This window comes from Lysinibacillus sp. 1 U-2021, assembly GCF_029916965.1.
GTDB lineage: Bacteria > Bacillota > Bacilli > Bacillales_A > Planococcaceae > Lysinibacillus > Lysinibacillus capsici.
In genome coordinates, this window is sequence record NZ_CP123966.1 from 2,879,344 (window position 1) to 2,892,995 (window position 13,652).

The 13,652-nt window shown below is 33.1% G+C and carries 19 protein-coding genes; all 19 read right to left on the reverse strand.

Annotation, left to right across the window (positions count from 1 at the left end):
- Positions 1–184: 184 nt before the first annotated feature.
- The 19 genes from QH639_RS14780 to QH639_RS14870 all read right to left on the reverse strand — a co-directional run bounded on the left by QH639_RS14780 (position 185) and on the right by QH639_RS14870 (position 13,593).
- On the reverse strand, positions 185–475 hold the full coding sequence (locus tag QH639_RS14780; protein WP_281114739.1) for a hypothetical protein: 291 nt from the start codon (positions 473–475) through the stop codon (positions 185–187).
- A 270-nt stretch (positions 476–745) separates the two neighbouring features.
- Positions 746–1,057 carry a hypothetical protein gene (locus tag QH639_RS14785; protein WP_281114740.1) on the reverse strand — a complete coding sequence of 104 codons (312 nt, stop codon included), beginning with the start codon at positions 1,055–1,057 and terminating at the stop codon, positions 746–748.
- Between the two features lie 26 nt (positions 1,058–1,083).
- Entirely contained in the window at positions 1,084–1,401 is a 318-nt protein-coding gene (locus QH639_RS14790) for a hypothetical protein (protein WP_281114741.1), read from the reverse strand.
- 352 nt (positions 1,402–1,753) lie between these two features.
- The gene (locus QH639_RS14795; protein WP_281114742.1) at positions 1,754–1,981 is read right to left on the reverse strand and encodes a hypothetical protein; all 228 of its coding nucleotides are present in this window, start codon (positions 1,979–1,981) and stop codon (positions 1,754–1,756) included.
- Positions 1,982–2,054: 73 nt separating this feature from the next.
- Positions 2,055–3,158 (reverse strand): siphovirus ReqiPepy6 Gp37-like family protein, encoded by a 1,104-nt coding sequence (locus QH639_RS14800; protein ID WP_281114743.1) that lies wholly within the window; start codon positions 3,156–3,158, stop codon positions 2,055–2,057.
- Positions 3,158–3,937, reverse strand: a complete 780-nt coding sequence (locus QH639_RS14805; protein ID WP_281114744.1) for a hypothetical protein — start codon at positions 3,935–3,937, stop codon at positions 3,158–3,160. The genes QH639_RS14800 and QH639_RS14805 overlap by 1 nt, the downstream gene beginning before the upstream one ends.
- Positions 3,938–3,947: 10 nt before the next feature.
- A complete protein-coding gene (locus QH639_RS14810; RefSeq protein WP_281114745.1) occupies positions 3,948–5,531 on the reverse strand; it encodes a DUF6273 domain-containing protein in 1,584 nt (527 codons plus the stop codon).
- Between the two features lies 1 nt (position 5,532).
- On the reverse strand, positions 5,533–6,507 hold the full coding sequence (locus QH639_RS14815) for a hypothetical protein (protein WP_281114746.1): 975 nt from the start codon (positions 6,505–6,507) through the stop codon (positions 5,533–5,535).
- 71 nt (positions 6,508–6,578) lie between these two features.
- On the reverse strand, positions 6,579–7,436 hold the full coding sequence (locus QH639_RS14820; protein ID WP_281114747.1) for a phage tail domain-containing protein: 858 nt from the start codon (positions 7,434–7,436) through the stop codon (positions 6,579–6,581).
- A gap of 14 nt (positions 7,437–7,450) precedes the next feature.
- Positions 7,451–10,207: a phage tail tape measure protein gene (locus QH639_RS14825; RefSeq protein ID WP_281114748.1), complete on the reverse strand. Its 2,757-nt coding sequence runs from the start codon at positions 10,205–10,207 to the stop codon at positions 7,451–7,453.
- Position 10,208: 1 nt separating this feature from the next.
- Complete coding sequence (locus QH639_RS14830; RefSeq protein ID WP_281114749.1) at positions 10,209–10,511, reverse strand: hypothetical protein; 303 nt, start codon at positions 10,509–10,511, stop codon at positions 10,209–10,211.
- A 68-nt stretch (positions 10,512–10,579) separates the two neighbouring features.
- Entirely contained in the window at positions 10,580–10,918 is a 339-nt protein-coding gene (locus QH639_RS14835; RefSeq protein ID WP_281114750.1) for a hypothetical protein, read from the reverse strand.
- Positions 10,919–10,981: 63 nt separating this feature from the next.
- Positions 10,982–11,590, reverse strand: coding sequence for a hypothetical protein (locus QH639_RS14840; protein WP_281114751.1), 609 nt, complete (start codon positions 11,588–11,590; stop codon positions 10,982–10,984).
- Between the two features lie 21 nt (positions 11,591–11,611).
- Positions 11,612–11,998 carry a hypothetical protein gene (locus QH639_RS14845; protein WP_281114752.1) on the reverse strand — a complete coding sequence of 129 codons (387 nt, stop codon included), beginning with the start codon at positions 11,996–11,998 and terminating at the stop codon, positions 11,612–11,614.
- A 4-nt stretch (positions 11,999–12,002) separates the two neighbouring features.
- On the reverse strand, positions 12,003–12,344 hold the full coding sequence (locus QH639_RS14850; protein WP_281114753.1) for an HK97-gp10 family putative phage morphogenesis protein: 342 nt from the start codon (positions 12,342–12,344) through the stop codon (positions 12,003–12,005).
- Positions 12,341–12,766 (reverse strand): hypothetical protein, encoded by a 426-nt coding sequence (locus QH639_RS14855; protein ID WP_281114754.1) that lies wholly within the window; start codon positions 12,764–12,766, stop codon positions 12,341–12,343. Before QH639_RS14855 ends, QH639_RS14850 begins: the two co-directional genes overlap by 4 nt.
- A 12-nt stretch (positions 12,767–12,778) precedes the next feature.
- Positions 12,779–13,105: a hypothetical protein gene (locus QH639_RS14860; protein ID WP_281114755.1), complete on the reverse strand. Its 327-nt coding sequence runs from the start codon at positions 13,103–13,105 to the stop codon at positions 12,779–12,781.
- Between the two features lie 6 nt (positions 13,106–13,111).
- Positions 13,112–13,459 carry a phage head-tail connector protein gene (locus tag QH639_RS14865; protein WP_281114756.1) on the reverse strand — a complete coding sequence of 116 codons (348 nt, stop codon included), beginning with the start codon at positions 13,457–13,459 and terminating at the stop codon, positions 13,112–13,114.
- Positions 13,459–13,593, reverse strand: a complete 135-nt coding sequence (locus QH639_RS14870; RefSeq protein WP_281114757.1) for a hypothetical protein — start codon at positions 13,591–13,593, stop codon at positions 13,459–13,461. The genes QH639_RS14865 and QH639_RS14870 overlap by 1 nt, the downstream gene beginning before the upstream one ends.
- Positions 13,594–13,652: the final 59 nt, after the last annotated feature.

A 13,652-nucleotide genomic window follows, 5' to 3' on the forward strand; every position in this document is an offset into this window, starting at 1 on the left:
TATTATACCATAAGGTTTATGTACTCAGACACTATCCTAATTGATTACTAATATCTATTGTAAAGGAGTCAATTTTCAAAGTCAATTTCAGTCAATTCAGCAACTTACTTTTCTGTTTCAACATTTTAACAATAAAAAAAGAGAGTGTAACACTCTCTTCAATGCTGCCAATTGATTTTTTTATTTATTCATCGTCCGCAGCGTATTCGTCGTATTCTTCATCTTTATGTTCTTTACATGCAAAAGCTGTCTCGTCATAGATGAGATGCAAATCTTTTTTATGAAATGCTGCTTCTTCCCCACAGAAAATACAATATGCATAAGGTGCATCTTCATCATGTTCATTGACGCATTTTACACATACTACTTCATCTGAATAATCCTCTTCTGATCCTCCACAATAAGTCCCACGCTCATATACGTTGATTGCTTCCCCTTTATCAATCTCTCTGTCACATGATTTACATAAAACCATTCATATTACCCCTCTCATTTAAATCCATTTTATCACAGATAATTTAACCATCTCTGACCTTTTATACTTTATATAATTATCAATAATATTCCAAGTATAAACTTTTAATTTAATAGTAGTTTCGAATATTTTATTCTCCACACAAGGCGAAACATTCTATTTTGTATTCTTAGATTTTTAGCTTATTCTTCATATAAATAAATGGACAAAATCCCCCCTATTTGACAGCAATAAGCTAAATAAAAAAGAGGGAAATTATCCCCTCTTTATCTATAAATCATGTGAGTTGAATACTACTGTATCCCCTTCACTATCTATTCTTTCTACATAATAGATAAATGAAGTTATAATTGTAGTAGGAATAGAAGTTGAAAATTCATAATATGTAGTTGTATTTGTATTTTTATCAATATCGAAATTTAGTTTTACGGTTTCAATGAACTCTGATTCTTTTGCAGATTTATTCGTTATCCATAACTTGGTTGCTCGTGATATCTCTAATTCTTCTAGTTCAAATGAATGTTTTGATTTTTCTTTTCCATTAATAAATGTTACATCTAAATCAACTTCATATTTAGGCATCTTATATTATCTCCTTATCAATTATTTTACAATGGATTATTGTGAGAATTATATGAATAGGGCTCGACTATTAAGATTAAATTATCCTCAGTAACTAATATTCTCTCTATAATTTTATAATGTGCAATGGAAGTGATTATAGTATTTTCACTAGAAAAATTCTGAATAAAACTATCACAGGTAAGTACATCTTCTCTATTAAAGTCATGTAATTCAAATAATCTATTATCATTTACATCGAAATAAAAAATTGAATTGCTAACTTTCTTTAACTCATTCCAATTAACATTATCAATTAAATCTTTGTATTGTACAGCATCAAATTTTTCAGCAAGTTTCCCCATATTAAACACCCCTTCTCATTTTATAGTTACATTTTACCATAGTTGGATATAGCAAGAAATACCTTTCTTTATAGGCGATTATATTACAAACAAAAAAAGAAGCTATTCAGAAAGAATAACCTCGTTTCAATGTCATTTAATGTGTTTTAATAGCACCGATACTTAACATGTACTTTGCATAACAAATTGAGTCACAGTATAAATTAGCCTCATCTATAAGATATTCATCTTCTCTGGTTAACTCGTTTAGACAATCCTTATTTGCACAACAGCCAATCACATTGATATCGTGATATCTATTCAGCTTCTTCACCCTCTCCAACTTTGTTATTTTCTCCATCATCCTCCCTTTTTAGATTTTCCCCTGTTCTTTTAACATCTCGTAAAGGAACCTTGCAGCCCTCTCAACATTTAATTCTCCTGATGTATAGTAGATTGTTCCCTGTTCAGTTAACTTCGCTCGAAGTATTTGTCCTCTTTCTTCTGCAGATTTTAAGGATAAATCGTAAAACCATATAGCAGTAGGATCTGTTAACTCTACTTCAATATCTGTATTATGAATCTTTATTTTCCTGCTCACACATCCATCCTTCCAACTAGTGATAATATTGAATTAATTAAACTGAAACATACCCACGTTTGTGGGCTATGTATTATATTTCATATACTCTATTCTCACGTTTTAACTTATCAATAATACTTAATATTCTACTTCCAAAACGTGCATTTATAGTACGTCCGTTGTTGTCGTATGTCTCTTCAATACTGATAATGCGCATATTCTCTTTCATATTCCAAGACGGATTATGTACGGTTACTTCATCACCTAAATCATAATCAATCTCAAATTTAAATGTATTACAATCACGTATTTCAGCATCTACAGTCTTTATTTTTGCATGTTCTTTTAGTAAAACATTGGTTCTTTCTGGAACGTCTATGTACTCTCCGTCTTCCTGTGAAGCAACTTGTAATGTAATTTCTTTTCGGTCAAATCCACTTACACGGTCAGACTCATATATCTTATGTCCTGTACCGTTTCCGTCTGATAAAGTATAAGCAAATGTTCGTTCATCATTATTATCTTGTATGTATTCCATATTAAAAATATTCTCAAATTTTCTAGAAAATATTACTGGACTATTACCTTCTTCATTGTCTACTGTTAGATTTCTACCTTTGTAGACATCATAAATTAATTCACCACTATCAATATCTGCTTTAATTTGCCAACCATATTCGTACATTTCAGATATAATTTTAATGGTATCTAATAATCTAGCTTGTTTAGATGTCCATCTGATACTTTTACCTGATTTATTATCTTCAGATGCTATTAATAAAGGGAATTTACGTGCATTATCAAATGGATTGATACAGTGGTTGTAGACGTAATAATACAAAATTGATTCAACATTAGCTGTGTATGTGATAGAGGTTTCATTTTCATATGGAATAATTTCACGATCATTTAGTATTATCCCTAGTGTTTTACCACTGACCACAATCATACTAGTACCGTCTTCATTGTCCCTCATTTTTATATTGGTTATTAATCCTATTTTACGTCCATCTGTGCCGAGCATAATAAAAACGCCCATATCAAGCGAGTGAGCTTGACTGGACGTTATCTTGTCAGCAGTTACTATAAATTCTCCCACATCGTTGTATTTACGTTCAAAGTACAATGATTCGTACTCATCCAGTACAGTTAATCGGCTTAAATCATGATTTAAAACGTTAATTTTTACTTTCATTATTGTACCTCGTCAAGTTGTAATGCAAATTGTACATTCCTTATATTTGCAGATTTACTTGAATCATCTCGAATAGCTTCAACTTTCGTATGTAAAATATCACCGATACCATTCCACACCTCATACATTTCCTCCACTTTTCCATCTACAAATACAGATTTAACAAATTTCATCGGAAGCATTGTTGTCGTTTCATTGTAGAAAGAAAGGCTTGCATATGGAATAGTCGTAAATGAAGGTGCTTCAACAAATGATGAAACTGGAACGTCACTTAGTAAAGTACTATCTAAAGTAACAGAATCACCATTGTTTGATACTACTTGATATTTTTTACCTTTAATATGTATAGTTGCGTTATTTTTAATTGAATTGGTAGTTAAATCCTTATTCACCTTGAACATTTTCAAATGCTCTATTTCTTCACTATCTACGACAATAATTCGTAGCAAATTCTCGCCTATGTTTAACATGGCAGGATTCAGATAATAAGTACATTCATGCTCTGTGATACTCATTTCACTAATTTCAATATCGTTTAGAATGAATTTAGCTTTTTGCATAAGTTGATTGAATGTAAGCTTCAGATGGAAATCATCCAATGCAGTTACCGTAAGAGCAGGTACTTCACCAGATTCAAATTCCACCGTACTATGTGCGCTAATCGATTTCATTTTGAAATGAGATGATTCGGTTACTGTGTAATCAAGTGAGACATCAAAAACGCTGCGTACTTTAATGTTAGGCATTTTTATAGTCATATTTTCAACATAAGATACCAATTATCTCACCTCACATTTCATCTTTAAATTTATAATTTTGTGCAATTGATTTCAGTACAATTTCATCATGTGCTGATTTCCTTTTAATATCTACTTTTGTCTTACTGTATACTCCATCACCTTCAAATACCCACGATTCTCTGACAGTACCATCTAAATTTGTAGACATACTTTTAAATTTCATGTCTTGATACAATGGTGTAGAATGATAATTTTCTGTGAAATGTACTTTAGGTTGATAATTAAATGTCAAAAGTTCAATATTCTTATTACCTTCTATTCGGTATTTAAGGTTTCTGTCTACAATTAATGTTACAGTACCATCATTATTATTGTTAATATCAGCTACATCAAACGTTTCGTTATGCCCACTTACTTTATCTCCTACTTTTACAAGATCAGTTTTAATATCTAATTTAAAAGTTTGGTGTCCCTGTAAATTACCATCATCTTTTGTAATGAAGATTAATTCATTTTGTAATGGTTTGACAGAATCGAATGGAATAGTAGTGACCAATGTTTCATTTAAGTTTGATGTAAATGTATCTAATAAAGTCCCATTGAAGTACGTTTCAACACTAACAGGTTTCCCATGCATATCTCGTACATCGAAATGAACGTCCAGCACATCAACTTTCTTTACCTCAACTATAGGAGGAACATCAGCAACAATTGTATAAAATCCTTCATCGTCTGGATTCAGACTAATTAATGTTTCACCATTAATATTACACATAGGACGTAAACAATATACGCTGTATGGACTTCCTGCTACTTCTAGTTTTCCACTGCTTAAATGGAATTGAATAGGTGAATCCAATCGTGAAGAACGAGTCATATAAGAATAAATCAATGCGTCATGAGTGTAATTTGATTGGACATTGTTATATTTAGAGTTAGTAAAGCAGTCCTCAACCATAGCTGATTTTCGATTTTCTTCTAATTCAAAATACGGAATCGATACACCTTCTGCAATCCCTTTACCATCTGGTGTATTGTATTGATTTTCACCATATCCTAACTCCGTAACAGAAGGTAAAAAGAATTTATCATCCAATAAATCATATCGTTCTAAACCGTCTACGGTTGGTGCAAAGTCATATGTTTCATTTACTCCCACTTTGATTTTTGTAGGCAAAATCGAATTTAATTCATAGTCTCTAAACATCGTTGAGAATCCATTTAAATTATCGTAAGGTTCATGTCGCCACTCTGATTTGATGAACTCTGCTGAAGGTGGAGTATCCCTATCGTTATAGTGGTATGCACCGATGATATTCTGTGGCTCATACCAATGACCATCTCCTAGCGTAGAATTTAACCATTGTCGAACATTCGATAAGCGATAACGATTATTACCAACCTTAGAACGTGCTTCATTTGCGTTATCTGGTTCTTTAGCATCGTAAGTCATTGTATTAATAACTTTATCGGTAATGAGCGTAATTGCATTTAAAGGATAATTAGGATCTAATGTATGATGATCAGTTGAAATAATTCGCCAAATCATAGGATAGTCTTTTCTATGTGATTGAAACTTTCCCATTTTAATTTTTGCCCCAATCGGCAAATCTTTAATACGCTGTACGTTCAAACTAAATCACCTCCGTTAACGTTACTTCAACATTTTTAACCTTGATTTCATTTGATCCACCATAAGCCGTTTCAACAACCTCTAATAGCTGTCCAATTGGTCTTGTATGGAAATGTTCAACTTTACTCGCAACAAAGCCAATAGGATGTGTTTTCCACGTCACATGACCATTTAAAGCTGTTGGATTTAAATTGATACACATGTTTTCCGTATCAATGATTGCTGTTGTATTTGTCGTATCGATCTTTTTACTATCTGCTAAGTTGTCATAGAAGAATCCTCGTTCTCCTGCTCCTACCTTACCTTCTAAATTACGCTGCATAATCAATTCAGTATAGTTGCGCTTCAGTAATTCAAAGTCTTGTCGTAAGTCTGGAACATCTAAACCTTGCTCAATGTCTTGAATCCAATCATTAAACCAAGTATTTAATCCATCCTTAAAATTAGCGAAATCAAGCTTCATTTTATCAAGTGGAATACTGAAACGAGAATGAGATAATCCACAAACAGATTCGTCAAAACGTTCATCAATAATATCTACTGTATTATTAGTTTTTACGTTAATTTGAAATAGTGAAAGTTCGTAGATTTCATCTGAACGTGTTAGTGTTGGTGGCGTAGGATTAATCGATGGAATACCTTCAATAATGAAAGCATTAACAGCTTTAACCTCTTGTCGATTATCGTAGCGTAATACTAAACGATCAGTACGAATAAATGAGTTTTCGAGTGGTTTAATATCAAAAAATAAATCGTCTGTATTCTTATACATGTGACCATTTATCATTGCAATTCCTTTTGATAAAACCACTTTTAATCCACCTTCAACATCGTGTGTTGCATTCAGCAATGGAATGTTATTTGTATGTACTAATCCATTAGATAGGAATGTAGAAAACATCTCACCGAAATGTTCAGCCGAATACTCTCGAATAAGATATTCCGATGAGTCGAAAAAATAAGATATTTCAGTCATGTTAAACCTCCTTATATTTATGGTTACAATTATGTTTACATATACGTTTTAATTTTACTTAATCATTATGCTTATACACCTAAGTAATTAGTTTCCCATTTCATTATTACTAATCCTTTTTTGGAATCAGATTCAACAGTAAACTGTATTGTATTACTTCCTTTTTCAAGATGTATGTATGTTGAACAATCAAGAGATATTAAACCATAACCATTTCTTTGTTCACCTTTATTATTAATAATACTTATTTCTTTTTGCCCTGTTGTTGAGTTGATAATTAACTTTTCATTACTATGTAACTTCTTTTCAATTTCAATCCACTCACCGTTTGTTTTATTTACAAACTTTACATTTTTAACTCCACCATCAAATTCTAATATCAACGGTGTACGTTCATTTCCTTTATTGATAAATGTTTGAGTATCAGTGTGGAATCCCATTTGAGAAGTGGAAATTTGAGGAAATGTGAAAAGTGATTGATAAGGAGTAGTAAATGTATGTTCGTATAATTCCATGTCATGCCAAAATGGATTATGAGCGACCATATTAATTATAAAATTAACTGAATTTCCTATGTAACCACTGAAGATGGGAAGTTCTTCAGCGATAGCATAGACAAATTTAGTACCTGCTCCTGCATCGTATGTAAGCTTCCCATCCTTTAATGATGGATTAAATACTTCACTCAACTTCTCTTTATGTAAGGCTAATTCACTTCTATTCGCACCAATCAATGACCCACGCAAAACCATGTATCTAGGATTTAGTGTAGATGATGTGCGCTGTGATCCATGTGTTAATGGAATGTCAGATGTACGATGATTAGCAGATACACTACCAGTACCATCAATTCCACTTAAAATGAATGGTGAATCAATACTAAAATCAATTGTTTCATTTAATTGGTTTGTAAATGTTACAAATTGCAATTATCTCACCTCCATTACCAAGCAAATCCTAGTTGTTCTAGTGATTTTTTTGTTTGTCGTGCTATTTCTATTTCATTTAATTCTTTATTAACATAAAATTTCTGCTCTATATTAATATCACCTTTGCCTTTTTGACCCATTACATCATCAACGGCAGTTCTAACGTATCCAAGTAAGGTATCGATTGGCGCTATAGCTTCTTGTCCTGCTTCCCCTACTCCTTGTAAACCTTGATTAGCTGTATTAAAAATTGTAGGTTTGTTAAAAATTGCACCTTTTGCATTCCATTTGATAGAAGGCATGTCTATTTCTTTACCGAAGATGGTCTTCTTAGTAGTACCTAATTCGATTTTAGGTAACTTAGGAAGTTTGATTTCTGGAAGTTTTAGTTCTAAACCTGTGAAGAAACCTTTGATTTTATCAATTCCTTCACCGACCCATTTAACTGCACCGTCAATACTTCCTGTAATAGAGTCGGAAATATCGCCCCACCATTTATCAACGTCCTTCCACATGGCTTCCCATTCAGATGACACGTTATTTTTGTAAACTTGCCACTTACTGAGAACTTCGCCTGTTTCCCAATCGACATTTTGAACATGTTCTTCAGCTTGCGATTTCGCTTCACCAACTACTTTTTCATGCATTTCTTCTGCATTTTTAATCGTTTCATCACGCTTAAATTTGGCATCATCTATTACTTTTTGAGCTTCTTCAGCAGACATTGTACCTGTTTCATCTCTTTGACGTATAGCCCATTCAACAGTTTTGTCATACTGTTCGTTAGCTTCTTTTACAACTTCATCTTTTTGCTTCAATGAATTTTGAACAACTTCTGCTGCTTGCTCTGCTGTAATTTTAGATGCTTCATTTTTAAGATTTTCAAGAATTACTTTTTGCTCTGCTTCACTTTCAGTCATATGCTTAATAGCATTGTTTTTCATTGTGTCTTGAATTGAATTTATTTCTTTTTGTTCATTTTCTGTGATTGCTCTATTCTCTGCAGCAGCATTGGCAAATATTTCTTTAATTCTATCTGTTCCTGCTTGAGTTGCCTTTTCACGTTCAGCATTATGAGTTTGAACACGTTGTAAAATAGCTGTCTCTTCTGCTTGACTTAAAGATGAAGTATTAGCAAAGTGCTGTGTCATTGTTTCTAATTCTTTAGCATGATCGGCTTTCATTTCATTTAAAACTTGATCGCCCATCTGACTATAGATTTCAGTCATCTTAGTAGCCATATCTTTAGTAATGGCTTGACCAGACCAAGATAGCTGATTCAATTCAGTAGTTGCCTTATCTGATAAATCCATAAAGCTACCTAGTGCTTTTGCAGTTGATTCAGACACTTTATCTTTCCACGATTCTACTTCGATTGAAGATTTACTCAATTCTTTAGTAGCTGCGTAGATACCTACTCCTAATCCTGCTACTGCAGCAATAGTTAATCCAATAGGACCTGTTAGTACAGCTAATGCACCTGCAAATATTCCTGCCCCTGCCCCTGCTCCTGTGAATAGTGGAATGATTGAACCGATTGCTCCAATTACAGGTGATAAAACAACTAATAATCCACCTAATGCACCGACTACTGCACCGACTGTAACTACTGTTTTCTGCGTTTCTGGTGACATGCCCGACATAAAACTAGTTAGCTTTTCTATCCCAGATGAAACATATGGCAATATCTGCATACCTAATTTCATCATTTCAGTTGCTAATGGTACTAAAGAGTCTTTCATTGTGTTCCATTGTGCCGCCATTTGTTGAGCAGGAGTTTGTGAAATAGTATCGGTTAATGCTTGTGCTTTACCAGTGGTATCTCCTATTGAATCTCCTGCACTCATCATAGCGGAAGATACCTTTTTACCAACATCTTCGGCTTGAACACCATATAAAGCTACAGTGATTGCATTACGTTCTGTTTCATCTTTTACTCCTGCGATCGCCATATTGACCATCTCATAGGCTTTATTCGCTTGCTCTCCGCCCTGATTAATCATATCCATCACTTTTTGAGCATTTAAACCTAAATCTTTAATAGCATCCTTTTCACCTTTACCCATATCGGATAAACGTAGGAAATTTTCTTTGATTGCATCGCCTACTTTATCAAGTTGGAATGCGCCATTTTCCATCCCTGCAACCATGACATTCAGCATATCATCGGCATTCATGCCCATGTTATCAAAGTAAATTGAATACTCAGCAATACTGTCGATAAATTCATCCGAATAGTTTAATCCTTTTTGGAAACCAACTGTGATTTTATCCATTGCTTCTTCAGCAGAAATTCCAAATGTTTTCATCATCGTATCTGCTGCCCTTGAAACTTGTCCTACATCTTCGTCAAAAGTTTTACCAATAGACATAGCTTGTTGAGTGATTTTAGATAAATCAGCATCATTTAATTGAGACATCTGTTGTTTTACTGCTAATACTGCATCAGATGCTTCTTCCATCGATGCAGTAAAACCTGCTTTCCAAACATCTCTAGCTTGATCTGATACGGCTTTTGCTTCTGCTGCCGTTGCGCCTAAAGTGGCTTGAATCTTACGATTAGCGTTATCAGCGTCTGAAGCAATTGAATACATTGCAGTACCAATTGCACCTACTCCTAACGCAACTGCACCACCAACTAAAGCCATATTTTTACCGACTGATTTAAATGTAGAACCTGCCTGTTGAGCGTGATTCTGCAACTCGTTTAAAGAGTTTCTAGCTTCTTCATCTCGTAACACTACCGACATAACCAGACTCATTAAATTCATTTTAAATTTTCACCTCTATCTGGTGTACCCTACCAATATCCATATTCAAAATATTTTTAGCATCTTGTAATATCTCTTCTTCAGATTTATTGCTTTCAACGATGTTACTCATCGAATTACTATTCGAATTTGACTTATTGGAAGGTTTATTAAATATATTTCGCTTATATTCGTTAAAAGAAACAAAGCTTTCTTTAGTCATATGTGGAACTAAATTAGTCCAAAGTTGATAAAGTCTATCATCTTCTTTTTCTTGGTTTGCTTTCTCATAATAAATAAAAACCTCTCGAATACTACCTTTCATAATTCTGTCAGCACTACCACTATAAGTTTTGTATAGCACATGCATAACATCAAATTTATTGGGTAATTTTATTCGGTTGGTTTTTGTGTAAAAACCGTAGACAATGACTCATTAAAGTTAGCGTCCTTTAGTAAATCATTAAATACATCTATGATAAATTTAATTCCTTTTTTCTTAGTCTCATCTACTGTTAATCCAGTTAAATCAGCAATCAAGCTTAATATTTCATTCTTAGCTTTATGGAATTTACGCAAAAGAGTATTAACTAAAAGCGTTTTAACTGCTTCAACATCCATTCCTTCTGTTTCCTTTGGATTAAAGTTAATATCTAATTTGTCGTAAATTTCTGATAAGGTAAAGAAATCCTCTAATTCAAATCCACGTACAGTTACTTTATTTTCAGCCATAATAATTCCTCTTTTCATATTTATTTAATTTAAAAAAGCCTAGATGTCCTCTAGGCTAAGTGGTTAAGGTTGTTCTGGTGGTGTTACTGTTTTTTCTTTTGGATAGTAAATTTTGTAAGGATGGGTACCATTTAAAACTTGTTTTTCTGAATAGTGACCAGTAAAGTTAAGTGCTAATACTACTTCACCTTTATTTGTCGTTTTAATAGAAACTGGATCAAGTTGAAGAACATTTTCTACTACAACAATTACAGGTTTATTTCCACCGTCAGTTCCTAATCGACCTACAAATGCAATATTATCTAGATACTCCTCTAATTTAATTGAGTCGCTACCTGTTAAAATGTCATAAGCTTCATCTGAAGTCGTATCTAAATTACTTCCTGCGATTGCCATAGCTAAATTACGAGCTGTAATTTCAAGTAAATTTACTTTCAGTTTTGGATTTACTGATTCGAGTACGTTCAAACCCTTTGCTCGACCTTTTACACCATCAACTGCAATTTGTCGGATTTCTGATTCAATCGTAAATTCGTTACCGCCCTGTGTACCACCTAATTCTGTACCTGTGAATTCACCGTTTTCTAATTTTAAATTCAGATAAATAGCCCCTGCATCTAACATAATGCGATCTACAATTTTGTCTGAATAATTACGAGTATTTAATGTCATTTATGTATTTCCTCCAATGCGTTAATTTCGATTGTACGCTTTAACGTAATATTTTAATTTTCTATGCTGCACTTCTTTATCCTCATCTGGAACTCGTATACGATTCATTTGATTAATCATATAACCATGCTCTGTATCGCTTTCACGTAGATATTTCAATCTGCTTTCAACCTTATCGGCGATTACTTCAGTGTCGTAAAACACATCACCATTGATCATTTTTGTCTTATTCCATATGTCGATATCAAGGAATAACTCATCCTTCAGATAATCCAACTCGTTTTGAGTCGTAAAATCTATAATTATGTACGGATATTTAGCACTTGTAGGTGCTTGAATAATATAGACAGGTGCAATATCTGATAACTTATCCTTGATGAAATCATATTTAGAAACCATACTTCCCATTTAATCAACCACCCTCGTAAATACTCATAGCTATTTGTTTTAACTTTTGAGTATTCTCTTGGAGTGCAGGTGCTAAAAATGGCTGTGCTTCCATTTTTGAAGTACCTAATTCAACGAATGGTGCATATGGTGCTAATTCTTTATTGCAACCAATATCAACTTTGCTTTTTGGAAGATCAACATGATGTTCGACAGATCTTCGTAAATCACCAGATAAAACTGCCGCACGAACCTTTGCTTCAATACCACCAAACAATCCTATTGCTTCAAGCGTTAACTCTTTCTTATTGATCAATTCAGCAATAACAGTGTCTAAATTACTCTCGATTCTGACTGTAATGCTCATAAAATCTCACCAATATCAAGATTCATTGTGTAAGTTAAAATGTCTGAAGCCGTTGCTATATCAACAATATTATCTAAGTTCTTCTTAATACGAGCCGTTTTATCATGTGAATTTGTATTAATCAATTCCACTGCAGCAATTTTAGTAGGAATTGTTAATTCACTACCAAGCACTTGAACACGTAAAATCATATTAGGATTAGTCTGCACATTGATAAATCCTGTGATTGGCTTACCGTTTAAGTCTGTACCAATTACTACTTCAGTTCTTGTTGTCGTATGCATCCATTTAATTCTTGTGCCGTTTGGAATCGGCTTGGAAAAGATTTCTTCACCCTTTTCATTTAAGAGCCGTACCTTATTCCAATTGTCGATCACATACTGGCGAAAATCTATGTATGCTAAGTCTTGTAGTTCTGACATGTTATCACCTTCTTAATTTTCGTCGATTTCTTTGTCTGGAAGGAATTTTAATTCAACTTCAAGATGATGATTTCTATTCATGGGATTATCTACGAATACAACCTCATAAACACGTTTGTTATTGTGATTGCATGTAACGTAATCACCAATCTGAATATCAACTACACCACAAATTAAAATGTGTGTAGAATCTTCAACCATCTTCATAGTTTTTAAACTAACTCCACCAGACAACAAATCAATTACTCCACTTGTTGGACAAATTTTATTGAATTCATAACGAGGTCTACCACTAACCACCGTTTCTGTAGCACGATAAATTTCTATTAAATCATTCATCTTTAATTACCGTAATGGAATAAAGTTAATGGATTTTCCAGAACTATTACCATCCACTACATAAGGTTCAAGAAGTGACAATAAATATTTCGGAATTTCATCAGAAAACGTGCTTGATTCCCTTGATAAACTATAGCTTTTCAAACCTGCGTTAAGCATGAAATATTCAATGAATTTAGAAACAACAAAAGCTATTCCTTCATCTAAATTGAATAAATCTAACTCTAAACCTGTCTTCTTTTCTACGAATTTAACTGTGGCAGGAATGAGCATATTAATCTGTTCATCTTTCTCGTTGCCTTTTATGTTTAAAAAGGATTTAACGGATTCTTTAGTAAATAAAGTATCTGTCATTACTTATCACCCTTTTCAGTTTTCTTAACTTGTTTTGGTGTTTCTGTAGTCTTTTTAGTAGTATTTGCTTGTTTCTCTAAATCTCCTACATTTACATCTTCAACTTTTGTTTTACGATGTCTATTTAATAACATTAAATACACCCCCATATTAATATTAAATAGAAGGGATACGAATACCCCTTCTATTACTT